Annotated in this window: 19 protein-coding genes; all 19 read left to right on the forward strand. The window is 36.4% G+C overall.

Annotated elements, in window-relative coordinates:
• Positions 1–58: 58 nt before the first annotated feature.
• Complete coding sequence (gene sprA, locus B2Z27_RS05505; RefSeq protein WP_286813100.1) at positions 59–7,189, forward strand: cell surface protein SprA; 7,131 nt, start codon at positions 59–61, stop codon at positions 7,187–7,189.
• A gap of 132 nt (positions 7,190–7,321) precedes the next feature.
• Positions 7,322–7,702 carry a glycine cleavage system protein GcvH gene (gene gcvH, locus B2Z27_RS05510; RefSeq protein WP_286812862.1) on the forward strand — a complete coding sequence of 127 codons (381 nt, stop codon included), beginning with the start codon at positions 7,322–7,324 and terminating at the stop codon, positions 7,700–7,702.
• Positions 7,695–8,087, forward strand: coding sequence for a VanZ family protein (locus B2Z27_RS05515; RefSeq protein ID WP_286812863.1), 393 nt, complete (start codon positions 7,695–7,697; stop codon positions 8,085–8,087). The genes gcvH and B2Z27_RS05515 overlap by 8 nt, the downstream gene beginning before the upstream one ends.
• A 62-nt stretch (positions 8,088–8,149) precedes the next feature.
• Positions 8,150–8,854 carry an energy transducer TonB gene (locus B2Z27_RS05520; RefSeq protein ID WP_058103935.1) on the forward strand — a complete coding sequence of 235 codons (705 nt, stop codon included), beginning with the start codon at positions 8,150–8,152 and terminating at the stop codon, positions 8,852–8,854.
• A 222-nt stretch (positions 8,855–9,076) separates the two neighbouring features.
• On the forward strand, positions 9,077–9,979 hold the full coding sequence (gene cyoE / locus B2Z27_RS05525) for a heme o synthase (protein WP_286812864.1): 903 nt from the start codon (positions 9,077–9,079) through the stop codon (positions 9,977–9,979).
• 2 nt (positions 9,980–9,981) lie between these two features.
• Complete coding sequence (locus tag B2Z27_RS05530; protein WP_074672003.1) at positions 9,982–10,563, forward strand: cytochrome c oxidase subunit 3; 582 nt, start codon at positions 9,982–9,984, stop codon at positions 10,561–10,563.
• Positions 10,564–10,660: 97 nt separating this feature from the next.
• Positions 10,661–11,638: a cytochrome c oxidase subunit 3 gene (locus tag B2Z27_RS05535; RefSeq protein WP_058103932.1), complete on the forward strand. Its 978-nt coding sequence runs from the start codon at positions 10,661–10,663 to the stop codon at positions 11,636–11,638.
• Positions 11,639–11,691: 53 nt separating this feature from the next.
• A complete protein-coding gene (locus B2Z27_RS05540; protein WP_058103931.1) occupies positions 11,692–12,075 on the forward strand; it encodes a cytochrome C oxidase subunit IV family protein in 384 nt (127 codons plus the stop codon).
• 122 nt (positions 12,076–12,197) lie between these two features.
• On the forward strand, positions 12,198–12,827 hold the full coding sequence (locus B2Z27_RS05545) for a hypothetical protein (protein WP_286812865.1): 630 nt from the start codon (positions 12,198–12,200) through the stop codon (positions 12,825–12,827).
• Positions 12,827–13,558 carry an SCO family protein gene (locus B2Z27_RS05550; protein WP_286812867.1) on the forward strand — a complete coding sequence of 244 codons (732 nt, stop codon included), beginning with the start codon at positions 12,827–12,829 and terminating at the stop codon, positions 13,556–13,558. The genes B2Z27_RS05545 and B2Z27_RS05550 overlap by 1 nt, the downstream gene beginning before the upstream one ends.
• A 10-nt stretch (positions 13,559–13,568) precedes the next feature.
• The gene (locus tag B2Z27_RS05555) at positions 13,569–14,102 is read left to right on the forward strand and encodes a DUF420 domain-containing protein (protein WP_286812869.1); all 534 of its coding nucleotides are present in this window, start codon (positions 13,569–13,571) and stop codon (positions 14,100–14,102) included.
• On the forward strand, positions 14,092–14,310 hold the full coding sequence (locus B2Z27_RS05560; RefSeq protein ID WP_210708719.1) for a hypothetical protein: 219 nt from the start codon (positions 14,092–14,094) through the stop codon (positions 14,308–14,310). Before B2Z27_RS05555 ends, B2Z27_RS05560 begins: the two co-directional genes overlap by 11 nt.
• 115 nt (positions 14,311–14,425) lie before the next feature.
• On the forward strand, positions 14,426–15,673 hold the full coding sequence (locus tag B2Z27_RS05565) for an ABC transporter permease (RefSeq protein WP_286812871.1): 1,248 nt from the start codon (positions 14,426–14,428) through the stop codon (positions 15,671–15,673).
• Positions 15,674–15,710: 37 nt separating this feature from the next.
• Positions 15,711–16,967 (forward strand): ABC transporter permease, encoded by a 1,257-nt coding sequence (locus tag B2Z27_RS05570; RefSeq protein WP_058103925.1) that lies wholly within the window; start codon positions 15,711–15,713, stop codon positions 16,965–16,967.
• Positions 16,968–16,996: 29 nt separating this feature from the next.
• Positions 16,997–18,115: an efflux RND transporter periplasmic adaptor subunit gene (locus B2Z27_RS05575; protein WP_071341276.1), complete on the forward strand. Its 1,119-nt coding sequence runs from the start codon at positions 16,997–16,999 to the stop codon at positions 18,113–18,115.
• A 92-nt stretch (positions 18,116–18,207) separates the two neighbouring features.
• On the forward strand, positions 18,208–18,909 hold the full coding sequence (locus B2Z27_RS05580) for an ABC transporter ATP-binding protein (RefSeq protein ID WP_058104323.1): 702 nt from the start codon (positions 18,208–18,210) through the stop codon (positions 18,907–18,909).
• The gene (locus tag B2Z27_RS05585) at positions 18,902–20,131 is read left to right on the forward strand and encodes an ABC transporter permease (RefSeq protein ID WP_058103923.1); all 1,230 of its coding nucleotides are present in this window, start codon (positions 18,902–18,904) and stop codon (positions 20,129–20,131) included. The genes B2Z27_RS05580 and B2Z27_RS05585 overlap by 8 nt, the downstream gene beginning before the upstream one ends.
• A gap of 1 nt (position 20,132) precedes the next feature.
• Positions 20,133–21,389, forward strand: coding sequence for an ABC transporter permease (locus B2Z27_RS05590; RefSeq protein WP_058103922.1), 1,257 nt, complete (start codon positions 20,133–20,135; stop codon positions 21,387–21,389).
• Positions 21,390–21,431: 42 nt separating this feature from the next.
• Positions 21,432–22,556, forward strand: a complete 1,125-nt coding sequence (locus B2Z27_RS05595) for an efflux RND transporter periplasmic adaptor subunit (protein ID WP_071341278.1) — start codon at positions 21,432–21,434, stop codon at positions 22,554–22,556.
• The last annotated feature ends 42 nt before the right edge of the window (positions 22,557–22,598 follow it).

Here is a 22,598-nt window from a genome sequence, read left to right on the forward strand (position 1 = left end):
GAAAAACGGGGTAACTAAATTTCTTAAAATTTCTTTTAAGCACATCTTTGTATTCTTTATGTTTTTGGGTTCTATAACTTCGGTTGTGGCTCAAGAGACTGGAGAGCAGGAGATTGATTCTGTGAAAACTGGGTTTGATTTGGGTAGAATCCTAATTGAGAATCCAGATAGTATTGTATCTAGATATATTTACGACCCTAATTTAGATCGCTATATCTACAATGAAAGTGTTGGCGAATTTAATATTGGTTATCCGATTATTCTTACGCCGGAACAGTATTTTAAGTTGATCGAAGAAGAAGGTATTAAGTCTTACTTCAAAGAAAAATCAGACGCTTATGCCGGTAAAAAAGAAGGTAGTGAGGAAGCCCGAAAAAATCTTCTTCCTAATTTTTATGTAAATAATGATTTCTTTTCTACCATTTTTGGCGGTAATACTATTGAGATAATTCCACAAGGATCCGTTGCAATGGATTTGGGGGTTATATGGCAAAAGAATGATAATCCATCTTTATCACCTAGAAATAGAACTAACCTTTCGTTCGATTTTGATCAGCGTATTAGTCTTAGTATGCTAGGGAAAATTGGAGAGCGTTTACAAGTGACGGCCAACTATGATACGGAGGCAACTTTTGATTTTCAGAATATCGTAAAATTGGATTATACCCCAACGGAAGATGATATCATTCAATCTATAGAAGTAGGTAATGTTAATATGCCTCTTAATAGCTCACTGATTTCAGGAGCGCAAAGTTTATTTGGTGTAAAGACCAAATTGCAGTTCGGTAAAACTTCTGTAACGGCTGTTTTTTCAGAACAACGTTCACAAAATAATACGGTAGTTGCCCAAGGTGGTGGTACGGTAAATGAGTTTTCTTTATCTGCGTTGGACTATGATGAAAACAGACACTTTTTCTTAGCGCAATATTTTAGGGATAACTATGATAATGCACTTTCTTCTTACCCTTATATACAGAGTCAAGTGCAGATTACCCGTATAGAGGTTTGGATTACGAATAGAACCCAACAAACCTTGAATGTACGTAACGTGGTGGCCATACAGGATTTAGGTGAGGCAGATATTACCAAGACCAGGGTTGGTCAAAACAATGGTAGTGCAAGTGGATTTTTCAACGGTCCTGCCGATTTAAGACCTAGAAACAACGCCAATGATTATGATCCTGCTTTAATTTTGAGCGGTAATGGTGCATTGAACGATAACATAAGAGAAATTGCAACCGTAGAAAGCGGGTTTAATGCCGGTAGTTTTGCAGGTGGTTACAGTCCTAATCAAGGGTTTGATTATGCATATCTAGAAAATGCACGAAAGTTGGAACAAGGCAGGGATTTTGATTTCAACTCTCAACTGGGGTACATTTCTTTAAACCAACGCCTAAGTAATGATGAGGTTTTAGGTGTTGCTTACCAGTATACTTTTCAAGGTCAAGTATACCAGGTAGGTGAATTTGCAAATGGAGGTATAGAAGCTACTACGGTTACACAAGATGTAAGTACGGTAATTGAAAACAATACTTTGATTCTTAAGCTTCTTAAAAGTAATATTACCAATATCACTGATCCAATTTGGGATCTTATGATGAAGAACATTTACGCAACTGGAGCTTACAGTTTAAGCCAAGAAGATTTTAAGATGAATATCTTATATTCTGATCCTACCGCAAGAAACTATATTACGCCTATTGAAGAAGGTCCTGGTTCTGGTTGGCCAGAAGGTTTAGAAGAACGTATTCTATTAAATGTATTCAATTTAGATAGGTTAAATGTCTACAATGATATTCAGCCCGGTGGAGATGGTTTTTTTGATTTTATCAGTGGCCAGACTATTGATATACAGAACGGTAGAATAATATTTACCAAAGTTGAACCTTTTGGGGAGTTTTTATATGAGCAATTGGAAAATGGTAATAGTGGTCAGTACGATGTAACCTCTGGCTATAATGCCAACCAAGAGCAGTATGTATTTAGAGATATGTATGCCTTGACCAAAACGGCCGCACTGCAAGACCCTGAAAAAAATAAGTTTTTATTAAAAGGTACGTATAAATCAGAAGGTAGTAATGGTATTTCTATTGGAGCATTTAATGTTCCGCAGGGATCCGTAACGGTAACCGCCAATGGTAGAACATTACAAGAAGGTATAGATTATACGGTAAACTATCAATCGGGTACGGTTCAAATTTTAGATCCAAGTTTAGAGGCTTCCAATGTACCTATTAATATTTCAGTAGAAAACAACGCGGTATTTGGACAACAAACACGTCGATTTACAGGTGTTAATGTAGAGCATCAATTCAATGAAAAATTTGTTTTAGGGGGTACATTGTTAAACTTGAACGAAAGACCCCTAACCCAGAAATCTACCTACGGAGTGGAATCTGTGAACAATACCATTTTTGGGTTGAACACTAACTTTTCTACTGAGGTTCCTTTTTTAACCCGTATGGTAAATAAGCTGCCTAATATAGATACAGATGTGCCTTCTAATATTTCCGTAAGGGCAGAAATGGCCGCTTTGATACCAAGTTCACCTAAAAACGCAGATTTTGAAGGGGAGACCACTACTTATTTAGATGATTTTGAAGGTGCGCAGGCCTTAATAGATATTAGAGCTTCGCTTGGTTGGTTTTTAGCAAGTATGCCTTTGGAGTTTGGTAATGATGATCAATCTTTTGGTAGTTCTCCAGATGATCCAAATAATTTATTAAATGGTTATAATAGGGCAAAACTGTCTTGGTATACTATTGATCCAATTTTCTATACTACGCAAAGACCATCAACTGTTAGTGATGATGATATCTCTACTAATGCTACACGTAGGGTGTATATAGATGAAGTTTTTCCAGAGACCGATGTGGCACAGGGGCAGACCCAGGTGCAGTCTACTTTGGATATGGTATATTACCCATCGGTAAAGGGACCGTATAACAATAATCCAGATTTTGAAAACGAAGCTCCTACAGAAAAATGGGGAGGGATGATGCGTTCTTTGAGCAGTACGGATTTTGAACAGAGTAATGTAGAGTTTGTTCAGTTTTGGGTAATGGATCCTTATGTAGATGGTATTGCAAATGGGGCAGGTGAATTGGTACTAAACTTGGGTAATATATCTGAGGATATTTTACGTGATGGTAAAAAGCAGTATGAAAACGGTTTGCCTGGTGTTGATAGTAATGATTTTGTTTCCCCTACTTCATGGGGTGAGGTGCCAGCAACACAATCTTTAGTGTATGCTTTTGATGCCGATGAAAATAACAGGGTATTACAGGATATTGGTTTTGATGGTTTGGATGATGCACGTGAGGTAGAAGTATATACCAACAATGCTGGTGATGACCCTGCATTGGATAACTATGTATATTATTTAAATAGGGAAGGTAGCATATTAGAAAGATATCAAGACTTCAATAATCCACAAGGTAACTCACCTGTTTCGGTAACAAATACCGATAGAGGTTCTACAACCCTACCTGACGTAGAAGATGTTGATAGGGATTTAACCATGAATACGGTGAATAGTTATTATGAGTATAGAATTGCCATAAAGCCAAATACTACAATTAATGACGAGTATGTAACCGATATTATAGAAGGTACCGCTAGTGGGGATTTTAGAATACCTAATGGAGACGAGGTTAATTACCGTTGGATCCAATATAAGATTCCGTTAAGTGACTTTACCGATGCGGTGGGTGGTATTACGGATTTTAGGTCTATTAGTTTTATGCGTATGTATATGACCGGTTTCAATAGTCCTACTGTTCTACGTTTTGCTACTTTGGATTTGGTTAGGGGAGATTGGCGTACATATACAAATACGCTGCAAGATCCAGATGTGGATAGTGATCCTTCTGATGACGGTACTACTTTAGATGTAAACACGGTAAATATTGAAGAGAATAGTAGTAGAACTCCAATTCCATACGTTCTGCCTCCGGGCGTTATAAGGGAGCAGTTAAATAATAACAATACTATTATTAGACAGAATGAGCAATCTCTCTCCTTGACGGTATCAAACCTAGAGTCTGAAGATTCACGCGGAGTATTTAAAAACTTGAATGTTGACATTCGTCAATATGAGAAATTGAAAATGTTTATTCATGCTGAGAAGATTGTAGATAGTGATTATGCAGATACATCTACACCATTGGTTGGTTTTTTAAGAATGGGTACAGATTTTACCCAAAACTATTACCAAATAGAATTGCCTTTGGAATTCACTCCTTTTACAGCTGTTTCAGATGAAGAAATATGGCCGGAAAATAATGAAATGAACATTGCACTTAGTGATTTGACCAAGGTGAAATCGCAATGGATCGCGGATGGTGATCTTAATGATGTTCGTTTCTTTGAAATTGAAAACGGGGAAGTGATTCCTGTTGGTGAGTTCGATGTGCGTACGCCCGGCAGATTACGTATTGGTATTAAAGGTAATCCGTCTTTGGGTAGCATACGTACTATGATGGTGGGTGTAAAGAACCAAGATATACTACCGGCAAGAGGTGAGGTGTGGTTCAATGAACTTCGTTTAGCAGGCTTGGACAATAATGGAGGGTGGGCAGCTATTGCCGCTGTAGATGGTAATATTGCCGATTTTGCCAATTTTAGTGCAACGGGTAGTAAGAGTACTTCTGGTTTTGGCTCTATAGATCAAATGCCAAATGAACGTGCCCGTGAAGATGCGGTTTCGTATGATGTGGTTACCAATGTTAACGTTGGTCAATTGCTGCCTAAGAAATGGGGTATACAGTTGCCTTTTAATTATGGTGTTTCTGAACAATTGATTACACCGGAATTCGACCCTGTCTATGATGATTTAAAATTAGAGGATAGAATTGCGGCAGAAGATACCCAAGAGGGTAAAGATGAAGTTTTGGAACAAGCTGAAGATTACACTAAGCGTACCAGTATCAACTTAATTGGGGTTAGAAAGGATAGAGGTGAAGAGGCCGATGCCAATTTTTATGATATTGAAAACTTTACCTTTAACTATAGTTATAATGAAACCGATCATAGAGATTTTGAAATTGCAGAGTTAAGAGAACAAAGTGTAAATACCGGTTTTGTATATAATCATAGTTTTGACCCTGTAGAGGTAGCGCCTTTTGCTAAAAAAGATTCTCTTTTTACAGGCAAATATTGGAAATGGTTAAAAGATCTTAACTTAAACCTGTTGCCATCTAATATAGGGGTTACTTCAAATATCAATAGGCAGTTTAATGCACAGCGTTTTAGGGATGTATATACTGATGGTGAAGATAGACTTGAGTTGCCAGAATTGCAGCAGCGTAACTATTTGTTCAATTGGCAATATGCGGTCAATTATAATTTGACCAAATCGCTACGTTTGAATTTGACCGGCTCAAACAATAATATAGTTAGAAATTATTTGAACGAAGATGAACCTTTAGAGTCAACGGATAGAATTAATAATGAGTTGGGAATGTGGGACGGCTTCTTTGATGTTGGTGAGCCTAACAGGCATTCTCAGCAAATGCAGTTGAATTATGATGTGCCTTTTTCCAAAATACCTGCATTGGATTTCATTAGTACACAATATTCATATACCAGTAATTTTGACTGGCAAAGAGGTGGAGATGCGTTGTTTGAAGTAGCGGGGGAATACATTAATACGGTACAGAACGCCAATACGCATACTATAACGTCATCATTGACCATGCAGAAGTTCTATGATATGCTTGGACTTAAAAAGCGCGAAGCGCCAAGGGCAGGTGCAAGAGGACCTATTAGAAGAGACAAATCCGGTGCATTGGCAGAAGATCAAGAAAAAATAAAAGGTAAGACCAGTGATTTGTTCAATACCGTAGTAGATATTGTAACTATGGTTAAAAGATTGAACCTGAATTATAGTGAGAACAATGGAACGGTGCTTCCGGGTTATACACAATCTGTTGGCTTTGTTGGTACTACCAAACCTACCATTGGATTCTTGTTCGGTAGTCAGTCAGATGTCCGTTTTGAAGCTGCTAGAAATGGTTGGTTAACTGGTTTTGAAGATTTCAATGAGCAATTCATCCAAAGAACAAATAAGCAATTGAATATTACCGCTACGGCACAACCTACCAAAGATATTACGATAGATTTAGTAGCGGACCGTCAATATTCGGATAGTTACCAAGAAAATTTTAATGTTGTTGATCAAGAATACAACCTGCAGCTAGGTAACAATTATGGTAGTTTCAGTATTTCTACTATGATGATAGGTACGGCCTTTGGTAAGAGCGATGAGTTTGATTCAAGTACTTTTCAGCAGTTTAAGGATAATAGAATTACAATAGCCAATAGGTTGATCGCTGATCGATCTCAACCTGTGGGTGATCTAGATGAAGATGGTTTTCCTCAGTTATACGGTAAAACGCAACAAGAGGTATTGTTACCAGCGTTCTTTGCGGCATATACAGGGCAAGATGCTGAGCGTGTAAACTTAGATACTTTTAGGGATATTCCTATTCCTAATTGGAACATTAAGTATACCGGACTAATGAAGAGTAAATGGTTTAAAAAGAAATTCAAACGTTTTTCTTTGAGTCATGGATATCGCGCATCATATAGTATAAACTCGTATCAAACGAATTTAGAAAAGGTGCAATTGGTTAAAGATAATCCGGGTGAGTTTGCAATAAATGAAGAGAATTTAGATCTTTTGCCAGATTTGATATTAAATAACGTTGTTCTTACAGATCGGTTTAATCCGTTGATCCGTGTAGATTTTGAAATGATCAATTCGGTAAGTGTCTTAGCAGAAGTTAGAACAGATAGAGCCTTATCATTAAGTTTTGATAATAATTTGATGACAGAGATCAATGGTAAAGAATATACGGTTGGTTTGGGCTATCGCTTTAAAGATGTAAAATTCGTAACCAATATTGGTGGTAATAAAACAAGGTTAAAAGGTGATTTAAACTTAAAGGCCGATGTTACTTTAAGAGATAATATTACCATCATTAGAAATTTGGATATCAATAACAATCAAATTACTTCGGGTCAAAATTTAATGTCATTGAAGTTTACGGCAGATTATGCATTGAGTAAAAGCTTGAACGCCCTGTTTTTTTACGATCATTCATTCTCCAAATTTGCTGTATCAACTGCCTTTCCACAAACTACGATTAATACAGGTTTTACACTTCGTTATAATTTTGGTAATTAATACGGTTGTTTCGTAAAAGTATGCCCCAATAATTATGTAGGCTTTTAAACAAATCATTACATAGGTAAATATTTTGATAACCTAAGTTGAAAACTTTACATTTGCCGAAGTAAAAAATAATAATAGATTACAATGAACATACCAGCTGAATTAAAATATACAAAAGATCACGAGTGGGTTAAAATTGACGGTGACATTGCTACGGTAGGTATTACAGATTTCGCACAAGGTGAATTAGGTGATATTGTTTATGTAGAAGTAGACACTTTAGATGAAACCTTGGATCGTGAGGCTATCTTTGGTACTGTTGAAGCGGTTAAAACGGTATCTGATTTATTTTCGCCATTATCAGGTGAAATTGTTGAATTCAATGAAGGTTTAGAAGATGAACCTGAAAAGGTGAATTCTGATCCCTATGGAGAAGGTTGGATGGTGAAAATTAAATTTAGCGATGCAGGCGAGCTAGATGATTTGTTGAGTGATGCTGCATATAAAGAGATAATTGGTGGTTAAAAAACCTATTTTCAAAGTACTTTTCATAAGCTGGATGATGTTCGTAACATTTTTCAGCTTATTTTCTTTATCAGGTGTTGGTACTTCTAGGTTCAACATACCGCATATGGATAAGGTCGTGCATTTTACCTTTTACTCCGTTATGGTGGTCTTAGGTTATTTGGCAATGAGGAGCAAAACAGTCCAGCAGCCCAAACGTTCTAAGTTGTTGTGGTACATAGTTTTATTTGCTGTAACATACGGCATAATTATTGAGGTATTACAACATGTATTGACGACTGATCGTTACGGTGATCCTTTAGATGCACTTGCAAATTCAATAGGGGCTTTTGTAGGAATGTTTGTCATAAGATTTCTATTTTTTAGAACCCCGTCGTTAAAATGAAAATTTTAGTTGCATTTTTATGGATTAATTAGTTAAATTAGCAATCACTAAATTGAATATATATGGAACCTAAAAAGAATCCAAAGGCGGATTTAACAAAGAACAGCAGTCTTTATTTCGTTATCGGTTTATTTGCAGTAATGTTATTTACTTATGTAGCATTTGAGTGGAAAACTTATGATGAGGTAAACGATTATGATATTTCTATGAATGTGGATGATCTTTTAGATGAAGAAGTTCCAATGACAGAACAGATCAAAACTCCACCACCTCCACCGCCACCAGCTGCACCAGAAATTATTGAGGTTGTTGAAGATGAAGAAGAGGTTGAAGAAACTGTAATAGAGTCTACAGAAACCAGTCAAGAAGAGGAAATCGTTGAGGTTGAAGACGTTGTTGTAGATGAAATTGAAGAGGATGTAGATGTACCTTTCGCAGTAATTGAAGATGTACCTGTATTCCCAGGTTGTGAAAATGAAAGTGATAAAAGAGCTTGTTTCAATAAAATGATTCAAAAGCACATTGGTAAAAACTTCCGTTACCCAGAAATTGCTCAAGAAATGGGTGTTCAAGGTAGAGTTAGTGTAATGTTCGTAATTCAGAAAGATGGTAGTATCGGTAACGTAAGAATGCGTGGTCCAGATAAAAACCTTGAAGCTGAAGCTGCTAGAATTATCAACAAGTTGCCTAAAATGACACCGGGTAAACAAAGAGGTAGAGCGGTACGTGTTCCTTTTAGTATTCCAATTAACTTTAAGTTACAGTAACAATATATTAGAATTTATTTGTAAAAAGATCCTGAGTTAAGCTCAGGATTTTTTTTGTTTCAACTTTTTAGTGAATATCAACGTAAACATTAACGTTGATCAGATTTAATTGGAATTTTATTTAAATGCAAATGGTGACATTTTCAATAAATCTAGAAATAAAGGTTTTAGGTTGCAGAAATATGACTGGGGCGTTATCTTTGCAGACCTATTTTAAAAAGTATGAAGACGGCCGTTGGTTCGGTAAAGAATAGTGCATTTGCATTGATTTTTGCCGATTTTAAGGAGATTACCAAAGCTAGATTAGCTATTAGTGTCGTTTTTTCTTCCTTAGCAGGTTATTTCTTGGGTGCTTACGAAATACAATGGGGGCAAGTGCTTCTTTTGGCTTTTGGTGGTTATTGTATGGTAGGTGCCAGTAATGCCTACAACCAGGTCATTGAAAAAGATTTGGATGCCTTAATGAAGCGTACTAAGAATAGACCAATTCCCGCTGGGCGTATGTCTGTTAATATTGCCATGGCAGTGGCTATAGTACTTACTTTATTGGGTGTATTGTCTCTATACCTTCTGAATCCAAAAACTGCCATGTTTGGTGCTATATCCATATTCCTTTACACTAGCGTATATACACCTTTAAAAACAATAACCCCGTTAGCGGTATTTGTAGGTGCAATACCAGGAGCAATACCTTTTATGTTGGGTTGGGTAGCTGCTACAAATGATTTTGGAATAGAACCGGGAACTCTATTTATGATTCAGTTTTTTTGGCAGTTTCCACATTTTTGGGCCTTAGGTTGGATGTTGGACGATGATTATAGAAGCGGAGGTTTTAAGATGCTTCCCACAGGTAAGAAAGATGCAGCTACCGTACTTCAAATAATAATGTACACTATTTGGATGATTGCGGTATCTATAATACCGGTATTTGGTATAACGGGTAGATTGCAATTGTCTATAGTGGCAGCTGTTGTTATTTTCTTGATGGGTGCGGTTATGCTAGGCTTTGCTTTTCAGTTATATAGAAATAGGGATAACGTTTCCGCAAGAAAATTAATGTTGGCAAGTGTTAGTTATATAACATTAATGCAAATAGTGTACGTAATAGATAAATTTTTAGCTTAAATATGGATTTAACACAGGGTACGGAGGCAGAAAAAAAAGCTAGGGCGAAAAAAATGATGCTTTGGTTTGGTATTATTAGCCTTCTAATGAGTTTTGCAGGGTGGACAAGTGCTTACATAGTTAGTCGCTCTAGAGAAGATTGGGTTAGTGAAATTCAATTGCCAAATGCTTTTTTGTATAGTACGATCGTTATAATCATCAGTAGCGTTTCATATATGTTGGCAAAAAAGGCTATTAAAGATGGAGAAAAAGCCAGTGGTACTAAATGGCTTTGGATAACGTTAGGTTTAGGGATATTGTTTGTGTTGCTTCAGTTTTCTGGATTTTCAGAAATGGTGGCCAAAGGATATTATTTTACAGGGCCAACAAGTGGTATTAAGGTTTCCTTTGTATTTTTAATTGCAATGGTCCATGTAGTACATGTGGTGGCGGGTATGATATCATTATTAGTGGTGTTATACAATCAAAACAAAGGAAAATATAGTCCGGAAAACTATTTAGGTGTTACCTTAGGGGCTACATTTTGGCATTTTTTAGATTTATTATGGATCTATTTGGTGTTATTTATGTTCTTTGTAAAATAAAATGTGAATCAAAATTAGTTTTGGTGCAAATTGCGTTTTTAAATAGTTCAAAAAGATGTAAATTTGCTAAAGTTTTATTAAAACGATAAATAATTATATGAATTCTACGGTGACTACGGGAACGGAAACAAGCGTATGGGGTGGAGGTAATCAACCCTTAGGAGCAAGCTATGGTAAAATGATGATGTGGTTTTTCATTGTTTCAGATGCTTTGACTTTCTCTGGATTTTTAGCAGCTTATGGCTTTTCAAGATTTAAGTTTATTGAAACATGGCCCATTGCGGACGAGGTGTTTACACACGTTCCTTTCTTTCATGGTAATTATCCCATGATTTATGTGGCTTTTATGACGTTTGTTTTAATTATGTCATCTGTAACTATGGTATTGGCTGTAGATGCAGGACATAAAATGAAAAAGAATGCCGTTATCTGGTACATGTTCGCTACGGTTATCGGTGGTATAATCTTCGTTGGTTCTCAAGCATGGGAGTGGGGAACTTTTATCAAAGGTGATTACGGTGCTTTAGAAACAAAAGGTGGTAGAATTTTGCAGTTTGTTGATGCTGGTGATACCGAAAAGAGAGTTGCATTGTCAGATTTTGCAACTTCTATTCCAAGTGAAAGAACTGAGCACGAGAGAAAGAATGGTGTTTGGTTTTATCAAGAACCGGGACTTACAAGTGTTTCTTTAAATGAAGTTGTAGAAGGTTTTAAGGCTAATCCTAATATTTTGATCAGAACTGAATTGATCAATGAAGAAGGTAAGAAGACCGTATTGGATAGAAAGGCTTCTTTGGCTAAATTGGCAGATGCTACACAAGTTGTGGAAGGTGCTAACCTAATTCATAATGAATATGGAAGCAGATTGTTTGCAGATTTCTTTTTCTTTATCACAGGTTTCCACGGTTTTCACGTTTTCTCAGGCGTAGTGATCAATATTATTATTTGGTTTAATGTTATTCTTGGTACTTATGAAAGAAGAGGACATTATGAAATGGTAGAAAAGGTTGGTTTATACTGGCACTTTGTAGATTTAGTTTGGGTATTTGTATTTACCTTCTTCTACTTGGTATAATCCTTTTAACAATAAACAGCATTACTGTAAATAGAATTTTAGATTAAAGTAACATGGCAGACGGACATAAATTAGAGATTTTTAGAGGGCTTGTAAAGTTCAAATCTAACACACAGAAAATCTGGGGAGTATTGGCATTTTTGACCTTAATAACTGCAGTAGAGGTAGTTTTAGGTATCATTAAGCCAGCATCATTAACCGATACCTATATATTGGGAATGAAACTGATCAATTGGGTGTTTATCATTTTAACTTTGGTAAAAGCGTATTATATAGCGTGGGATTTTATGCACTTACGTGATGAAAAGTCTTCTCTAAGAAGAGCCATAGTTTGGACACCAATATTCTTGGTCATTTATTTGACGTTTATCCTTCTGGTTGAAGCTGATTACATTTATAATGTTTATAAAGATGGTTTTATAAGTTGGAACTTCTAGGGTATAATTAACAATATTAAAAGACGGTTATATAACCGTCTTTTTTATTTTTGTATACTTTGTATTTAACAATTGTTTTATGAAGATCTGTTGTGTGTTTCAATAGATTGCTTTACTGATATATGAAAAAGACCTTTGTTCTTGTTGTCTTGTTTGTGCTGCCTATTGTGGCGTATATGTTCTTTGCGTCTGGTGTAACCAATTTTGGTAAATTATCTCAACTTACTAAAAATGTTCAGGAGCTGAACTTTGCACCTGAGACCCAATTAAAGAATAAAATAACCGTATTAGGTTTTTTGGGTTCCAATGTTGAAGGTAGAAAAGGTAATGCCTTTAATTTAAATCAAAAGATATATAAACGCTTTTATGAGTTTAACGACTTTCAGTTTGTAATGTTGGTATCTCCTGAAGATGAATCAAAAGTAAATGAACTTAAAAAGGAATTGGCAACCTTGGCAGATAACGAAAAGTGGAAATTTGTGTATGCAGATACAGAGCAAATTAATTCAATGTTTACTAGTTTAAAAACAGATATTGAGCTAGATTCAGAAAATAGTACTCCTTATGTTTTTATAATTGATAAGGATTTAACTTTAAGAGGTAGGTCAGATGATGAAGATGATGGTACCAAATATGGTTTTAATTCTAATTCGGTAGCTGATCTAAACAACAAAATGGTTGATGATATTAAGATCATTTTAGCAGAGTATCGTTTGGCCTTAAAAAAGAATAACGCAGATAGATCTAAATAATGAATAAAAAATATACATACGTTTGGGTTTCGTTAATTGTTCTGATTTTTGGAATTATTGTGGTTCCAAGAATAGTAAATAGATTGTCTGATGGTTCGGTGGTTGAGAATGATCGTTTGAATACCTCTAGTAAAATCGATAACGAAAAACTTGGCTATATTTTATTGAATGGAAAACGAAGAAAAGTACCTTCGTTTCAGTTTTTGAACCAAGACAGTATTCTGGTTTCTGATAAGGATTATTTAGGTAAGGTCTATGTTGTGGATTTCTTTTTTACAAGGTGTCCTAGTATTTGCCCTGTAATGACTACCAACTTGGTAAATATTCAGAAACATTTTAAAAGTGAGGATCACTTTGGGGTAGCTTCATTTAGTATAACGCCTGAATTTGATACGCCCAAGGTATTAAGGGAATACCAAGAAAAGCACCATATACAAGACCATAATTGGAATTTAATGACCGGCGATCAAACAGCCATTTATGACCTGGCCAATGCCGGATTCAATATTTTTGCGGCAGAAATGCCAGATGCGCCTGGCGGGTTTGAACATTCCGGGTTATTTGCTTTAGTAGATAAGGAAGGCTTCTTAAGATCTAGAATTGACGAGTTCGGTAATCCTATTGTATATTATCGCGGAGCAATTTTAGAAGATAAGGGCGTCAATGATCATGGTGAAACGGAAGAAATAGGCATACTTAAAGCCGATATTAAAAAGTTGTTGGAAGAATAAGAGTACAGATATGCAAGGTAAGGTTCAAGACGAAAAAAAATTCAATAGGCTAATTGCTATAGTTTCTATAGTTATACCTATAGTTGTAGCAGCTTTGTTTGGGGTTAAATTACCCAATGTTGAACCTCTGTCATTTTTACCACCAATTTACGCTGCAATAAATGGTTTAACTGCGGTTCTACTTCTGGCAGCTGTTTGGACTATTAAGAATGGTAATGAAAAATTACATCAGAATTTGATGACTACAAATATTGTACTGTCCTTATTGTTCTTGGTAATGTATATTGCCTATCACATGACCTCGGATTCTACAAGTTATGGGGGTGAAGGCGCAATCAAATATGTATACTATTTTATTTTGATTACTCATATTATTTTATCCATTGCGCTAATTCCGTTAGTGCTACGAACCTATGCAATGGCTTATTTAGGAAAATTTGAAGACCATAGAGCATTGGCAAAATATACTTTTCCTATTTGGTTCTATGTTGCGGTTACCGGTGTTGTGGTTTATTTAATGATATCTCCGTATTATGCATACTAAATATTTATTTTTAATATTGTTTTTTTTAGTGCTTTTAACACCAATGGATGTGGAGGCTCAATGTGCTATGTGTAGAGCCGTGCTAGAGAGTGAATCCACTGGCAAAGCAGCGGAAGGTATAAATAATGGCATAGTTTATTTAATGGCCGTACCATATGTTTTGGTGGCAGCACTTTTCTATTTTATTTACAGGAAGATGAGGGCATAATGCTCATTTTTAATTTTTTTCAAAAAAACTGTAACATTCTTTCAATTGGTTAGTCTTATGATTGTGTGGCACTTGTGTTGCATTCATCAATCAATCATACTAATCAATCAATCTTATGTTCGATCTAGAACGTTGGCAAGAAATTTTCGATACTATTCGTAAAAATAAATTACGAACATTTCTTACCGGACTTTCCGTTGCTTCAGGCATTTTTATACTGGTCATTTTATTGGGTTTTGGTCAAGGCATGCAAAATGGAATTGCCAAAGAATTTGAACAAGATGCTGCTACAAGTGTTTGGGTGTGGCCTGGTGTAACTACAATTGGCTATAAAGGTATGAACCCAGGTAGGCCTATTCAATTCAGAAACGAAAATTATGAAATGGCCGGTGTTTTGTTTCAGGAACAAATAGAGAATGAATCTCCAAGGTTATTTGTTAGAGATGTATTTGTCAATTTTGGTAGTGAATCATTGGCATATAATGTTCAAGGGGTTTCGCATCAATTTCAATTTATTGAGAATGAGTTTATGACTCTTGGGAGATTTCTGAATCAACAAGACGGTGACTCTAAGGCCAAGGTTGCCATTATCAGTAATAAGATCAATAGGGAAGTATTTCATGAATTGGAAAGCCCTATTGGTGAGTATTTAGATTTGTCCGGAATTCCATTTAAAATCGTTGGGGTTTACGGTGATATAGGGGGAGAAAGGGAAGAGGATCGTATTTATATACCTATTAGTACGGCGCAACAGGTTTTCAATGGTGCGGATTATTTGAATAACCTTGCGTATACACTTCCTCCAAAAGAAGATTTTGAAGCAGCTGTACAACAATCCATTAAATTTAAAAATGAGCTTAAATCATATTTGCAAAAAGCACATACGGTAGCGCCAGAAGATACTAGCGCCATACAGGTGTATAACCCTATGGAAGAAGCCAAGCGCTTTTATGCTTTAATGGGGGGAATAAAATTTTTCTTTTGGTTTGTTGGGGTATGTACCATTATTGCGGGTATAGTGGGGGTAAGTAATATTATGCTAATAGTAGTTAAAGAACGTACTCGAGAAATAGGTATTCGAAAGGCATTAGGTGCAAAGCCGTGGTCTATTGTAGGTATGATATTGCACGAAGCCATTTTTATTACGGCAATAGCGGGTTTTACCGGTCTTATTTTAAGTATGGGATTGTTGGAGATCGTAGGTCCGCATGTAGAGGTAGATTATGTTTTGAATCCGTCGGTAAATTTCAATGTGGCCTTAACAACCGTATTTGTATTAATCATTGCCGGAGCCATAGCTGGATTTTTCCCGGCATGGAGAGCTGCTAAAATTCATGTGATAGAAGCTCTTAGAGATGAATAGTTGTAAAGGAGTAAGTATAATAATTAAGCTATGACCCATGTTCAATAGAGACCGGTGGAAAGAAATTTTGGAAGTTTTGTCTAGCAATGTTTTTAGGACATTGGCAACTTCCTTTGGCGTAGGTTGGGGTATATTCATACTAATCATTCTTTTGGCGGCAGGTAAAGGCTTGGAGAACGGTATTAGGGCAGATTTTGGGGACATTGCTACAAATACCATGTTCATGTGGTCTAGAAATACAACAATGCCCTATAAAGGATTGCCAAAGGGTAGGCGTTTTAGTTTTAAGTTAGAAGATGTTCAGGCCATTAAGGACAATGTACCTGATCTTCGCTTTATTTCTCCTCGTAATCAATTAGGAGGTTTTAGAGGGGCAAATAATGTGGTCCGCGGATTAAGAACGGGTGCATTTAATGTTTATGGGGATTATCCTGAAATCATAAAACAAGAACCTATGACGATAACCTCGGGTAGGTTTGTGAATCATAATGACATACAGGATAAAAGAAAGATTGCGGTAATAGGCGACGGTGTTAGAAACGAATTATACGATCAGGGTGAAACCGTAATTGGGACGTATATAAAAATACAAGGTGTCAACTTTATGGTGGTGGGTACCTATCAAAAGAAAGATGACGGTGGTGGTGAAGAAGGTCAAAAAGAAATATATGTGCCGTTTACGGCTTTTTCACAAGCATTTAATACAAGTAATGATGTAGGGTGGATGGCCATTACCGCCAATGATGGTAGTTCTATTTCCGATTTGAAAGAGAAAATAGTTGGCGTTGTTAAGGAAAAAAGAAAAATTCACCCAGATGACAAACGTGCCGTAGGATATTTTGACCTTTATGAGCAGTTTAATCGTGTAGAAAGTTTGTTCGGTGCATTGCGGTGGGTGGCCTACTTTGTTGGAGTATTGGTTTTGCTGTCCGGTATTATTGGGGTAAGTAATATCATGCTGATCGTTATCAAAGAACGCACAAAAGAAATTGGAATTAGAAGAGCATTGGGCGAAGCACCTTGGTCCATAAAAAAACAAATTTTAATGGAATCTATTTTCTTGACAATAATATCGGGTATGATAGGTATTGTTTTCGGGGCGGCATTTATTTATGGCGTAAATGCAGTGTTAGATTCCGTAGGTCCAGTAGATATGTTCATCAACCCAAGTGTAAGTTTAGCGGTTGTGGTAAGCGCACTGATCATCTTGGTGTTTTCAGGCTTGTTGGCAGGTTTTATTCCTGCCCAAAGTGCCATAAAGATTAGACCTATAGAAGCATTAAGAACAGAGTGAATCATCAACAAAATTTAATCGATCATAAAATGAAAAAGTCAACAACTATTATTGTACTCCTATTAATTGTTTTCGCCTTTGGCGGATCAATGTTCTATCTCTATTCCAAAAATGCAGAAGACCCTGTTGTTTATTTAACGGAGGAACCCTCTAAACAGACCATTATCAAAAAGACCATGGCTACGGGCAGTATTTTACCATTGGAAGAAGTGTTGATCAAGCCAAACATTTCTGGTGTTATAGAAAAGATTTTTGTGGAAGGTGGAGATTATGTGAAATCTGGAGATCTATTATGTACAATAAAGGTAGTGCCTAACCTTAGTGCGCTAAATGATGCCAGGAATAATATAGATGAAGCCAAAATTAATTTAGATGATCAATTGCGAAATCTAGAACGCCAAAAAGGATTGTTTTCTAAAGGAGTGATTTCAAAAGTAGATCTGGAACGCGCCCAGGTTAGTTACGATCAATCTAAACAATCATATGCCGCCGCAAACAAACGCTATGATATAGTAAAGACCGGTACAACCTCTGGTTATGGTAATGCTGCAAATACACAAATAAGGGCAACGGTCAGTGGTATGGTTTTGGAAGTGCCAGTAGAGGTAGGTAATCAAGTTATAGAAAGTAATAATTTTAATGAAGGGACTACCATAGCCGCTATCGCTGATGTTGATAAAATGATTTTTGAGGGCAAAGTAGATGAGTCCGAAGTAGGTAAGATAAAGGAGAATCTGCCTCTTGAAATAACTGTAGGAGCCATTGAGGATAAAACTTTTGATGCTGTTTTGGATTACATAGCCCCAAAGGGAAACGAAGAAAATGGTGCCATACAATTTGAAATAAAAGGAACATTGAAGAAACAAGATTCTGTATTTATTAGAGCTGGGCTAAGTGCTAACGCATCCATTATTTTGGCACGTGCAGATAGTGTTTTAGCCGTAAAGGAGGCTTTGGTGCAGTTTGATGACGAGACTAAGAAACCCTTTGTTGAAATAGCTACCGGTGATCAACAATTTGAAAGACGAGATATAGAACTTGGTATAAGTGATGGTATTCATGTTCAAATAAACTCCGGTATAAATGAAGGTGAAAAAATTAAGGTGTGGAACGAGATAAAGCCCGATGAGCTTGCCGATAATGAATAAAATTGAAAATATATTTTAATTGATGTAACAAATTTATGACTGCATAGTCTAATGATTAGACAATGTAAAAATTGTTCAAAACAACAACCAACATGATTCAAATAAAAGATCTTCACAAGTCCTATAAAATGGGCAAGAATTCACTTCACGTTCTAAAAGGCATTAATTTTAATGTTGAAGAAGGGGAGTTGGTAGCTATCATGGGTTCTTCCGGTTCTGGTAAATCAACCTTGCTAAACATACTGGGTATGTTAGATAGTTCTGATTCCGGAGAGTATATACTGGATAATGTTCCAATCAAAAATCTAAATGAAACCAAGGCGGCTAGATATAGAAACAAATTTTTGGGCTTTGTTTTTCAATCTTTCAATCTGATCAATTATAAAAGTGCTGCAGAGAATGTTGCATTGCCATTATATTATCAAAAAGTTCCAAGAAAAGAGCGTCAAGAAAAGTCACTTAAATATTTGGAGCAGGTTGGCTTAAAAGAGTGGGCAGGTCATTTACCAAGTGAGCTGTCAGGTGGTCAAAAGCAACGTGTTGCCATTGCTAGGGCATTGGCGGCAGAACCCAAAGTGTTGTTGGCAGATGAGCCAACCGGTGCGTTGGATAGTAAAACTTCTTATGAGGTTATGGATCTGATCCAGAAAATTAACGATGCCGGCAATACTATTTTGATAGTAACGCATGAACCCGATATAGCAGATATGTGCAAGCGTATTGTTCACTTAAAGGATGGGGTGATCATTGAGGATAAGAAAATAGAACAAGTTAGAGCCGAGCAATATGTTTGATAGAGACATTTGGCAAGAAATATATCATAGTATTAGCAACAACAAGCTTAGAACTTTCTTGACGGGATTTTCGGTTGGTTGGGGAATATTTATTCTTGTATTGCTATTGGCTTCGGTAAAAGGTATGCAGAATGGTTTTACATTACAGTTCAGTGATGATGCTACAAATTCCATTTTTGTGAGAACCGGTACTACATCTTTGGCTTATGGCGGATTTGAGGCGGGTAGAAGAATTCAAATGACCAATGATGATATTGAATATATCAAAAGAAGCTTTCCAAATGACATTGAATATATAAGTCCTAGGGTTTATCAAAATACATCGGCACGCTATAAAAGTGAAACGGGTAGTTATAATATTCAAGCGGTTTACCCGGATCATCAAGCTATAGAAAAGACCATAGTCAATAAAGGTAGGTTCATCAATACCAATGACTTGATCAATGCGTCTAAAGTAGCTGTAATAGGAAGAAAGGTAGAAGAAGATTTGTTTAAGAACGAAGATGCTATAGGAAAATTTGTTGAGTTCAACGGTTTGCCTTTTAGGGTCATCGGTACATTTACAGATGATGGTGATGACAATGCAGAACGCAATATCTATGCGCCAACCAGTACCTACCAGAAAATGTACGGTCAAACAGACCATATTGATCAAATTGCATTGACCTATAACCCAAATTATGATTTGACCGAGGCTTTGGCGTTTTCAGATAGATTGGAAAATGTTTTTAGAAGAAGGTTTAAAATTGCACCACAAGACCAAGCGGGCATTAGAATATTTAATTACGCAGAGGTTTTTGAAGACATCAGCAACTTTACGGGAGGTTTGGACATTGCGGTAATCATCGTGGGGCTTTTGATCCTATTGTCAGGTATTGTAGGTATCGGTAATATCATGGTGTTTATTATTAAGGAACGTACCAAAGAGATCGGAGTACGTAAAGCTTTGGGAGCAGAACCTTGGTCCATTATAAAATTGGTGTTGTTCGAATCTGTATTTATTACCGCTTTATCCGGATTCATAGGTTTAGGAATTGCAACAGGATTATTGGCGGCAATTGGTCCAAGTATTAAGACCGGGGCTTTTGCAAATCCGTCGGTTAGTATGTCTATGGTAGTTACCGCCACAGTAATATTGGTTGTAGCGGGCGTACTTGCAGGATTGATTCCAGCAATGAAAGCGGCGAAAGTGAAACCAATTGTAGCATTAACGGATAAGTAGTATGTGGATATTTGATAGAGATTTATGGTCAGAGATTTTTGCCACATTGGGTAAGAACTTGTTTCGTACTTTTTTGACAATGCTTGGTGTAATTATAGCCATGATTATTTTGGTATTGTTGTTGGGTGGAGCAAACGGAATGAGTAACGGTTTTCAAAAGATTTTTGCAGGCACCGCATCTAACAGTTTGTTCGTGTGGAGCCAAAGTACTTCTGAACCGTATAAAGGTTTTGAGAGAGGACGAAGAATTCAGTTCAAGTTAGAAGATGCCACAATCTTAAAAGAACAAATTCCAGAGATAGAAGTGCTAGCGCCAAGAATTGAATTGGGTAGTCATAGGGGTGTTGTTACCGTATATAGAAACGGACTTACAAGTGGTTCATCAGTTTATGGTGATTACCCTAACATTGACGATATCATGAAAAAGAAACTGGTAGAAGGCAGGTTCTTGAACGAAAATGATATGACCGAGTCAAAAAAGGTCTGTGTTATTGGTGAAGAGACCTATAAATTGCTATTTGAAAAAGGAGAAAATGCAATTGGTGAAGATGTACGTATTAACGGGGTGTTCTTTAATATCGTTGGTATTTATAAACCAAATCAGAATATCAATATTGACGGCGAGAATTCAGTTTATATTCCGTTCTCTACATTTCAAAAAGCTTTTGGTTCCGGTGACAGAATGGGGTGGATGGCAATTTCTGTTCAGGCGGACACTAAGGTGCCTGTAGTTGAAAGTCAGATAAAGAGATTGTTGAAGAACAAATATGATATCAATCCTACAGATGAACGTGCTATTGGCAGTTTTGACATGTCTGAAGTGTTTAACAATGTATCTGCCTTTACGGGTGTATTACAAGGGGTGTCATTTTTTGTAGGGATCTTGACATTGCTTGCCGGGGTTATTGCCATTAGTAATATTCTTTTGATTACGGTTAAGGAACGTACCAAGGAAATAGGAATTAGACGTGCATTAGGTGCAACACCAAGTGTGGTAAAGAGACAAATTGTTTTAGAGTCAATAGTAATTACGGTATTCGCAGGGTTTGTTGGTTTTGCCATTGCAATAGGCTTTTTAGCATTGGCAAATAATATGATAGGCGAGAATAGCGATATGCCATTTTATAACCTAATGATCAATATTCCCCAGTTTATAGGTTCTTTTATTTTAATGGTAGGGTTAAGTGTTTTAATAGGTTTAATACCTGCGAACAGAGCCATTAGAATTAAACCAATAGACGCACTAAGAGAAGAGTAACAGACCAAATAATAAAAGTAAATAACAATCAAATAGTTGAGCATGAACAAGTATGTAAAGTACGCATTAATAGGAATAGCAGTTATAGGTATACTGGCTGCGGTAGTCTATTTTCTAAAGAAGAATAGCACTCCTTTAAAAACATATGAAACGGAAACCGTTGAAAAAAGAGATATTACCAATAAGGTTGTTGTTACCGGTAAGGTAATTCCGCAAGATGAAATTGAGATCAAGCCTCAAATTTCTGGAATTATTCAAAAGGTGTACTTGGAAGAAGGTGTTCAAGTAAAAGCGGGAGATTTGATTGCGACTATTAAGGTTGTTCCAAATGAGCAATCTTTGAACCAGGCTCGCGGTAGGGTCAATAATGCAAAAATAGCGTTGAACAATACCAAGATAGAGTATGACCGTAACAAATCCTTATTTGATAAAGGTGTGATTTCCAGTCAGGATTTCAATGCATTGCAACTACAATACGATCAAGCTACGCAAGAGTTGCAAAATGCGCAGGCAGATTACCAAATTATTAGAGTTGGTTCAGCCGGTGGATCCTCTAGTGCCAATACGAATATTAGGGCAACTGTAACCGGTACATTATTGGAAATTCCTGTTGAAGAAGGCGATCAGGTTATTGAAAGTAACAATTTTAACGATGGTACTACCATTGCCTTTATTGCCGATATGTCTAAAATGATATTTGAAGGTGAGGTAGATGAGGCTGAAGTAGGTAAGCTTAAAGTTGGTATGCCTTTAGAGATTAGCATGGGAGCTTTACAAGATGAAAAATTCAATGCCAAATTAAAATTCATAGCTCCCAAGGGAGTTGAGGAAGAAGGTGCTGTTCAATTTAGGATAGAGGGAGATTTAGCTGTATCGGATAGTACAAATATTAGGGCTGGCTATAGTGCAAATGCTGCAATAGTTTTAGAAGAGAAAAAAGACGTGCTTTCTATTAAAGAAGCTTTGTTGCAATTTGATAAAGAAACCAACAAACCTTATGTAGAGATTGAAATAGGGGAGAATGAGTTTGAAAAAAGAGAACTTGAGCTTGGGGTTAGTGATGGTATTGACGTGGAAATAATCTCTGGCATAGATGAAAATTCTAAAATAAAAATTTGGAACAAGCTTGAAGCCAAGAGTAATGGCGATGCGCCAAATGAGGACTAAGAATAATCAATCAAATCAAAAGACGAATCGAACAACCTATTA

The organism is Maribacter sp. UBA3344 (genome assembly GCF_002362375.1).
GTDB classification, from domain to species: Bacteria; Bacteroidota; Bacteroidia; order Flavobacteriales; family Flavobacteriaceae; genus Maribacter; species Maribacter dokdonensis.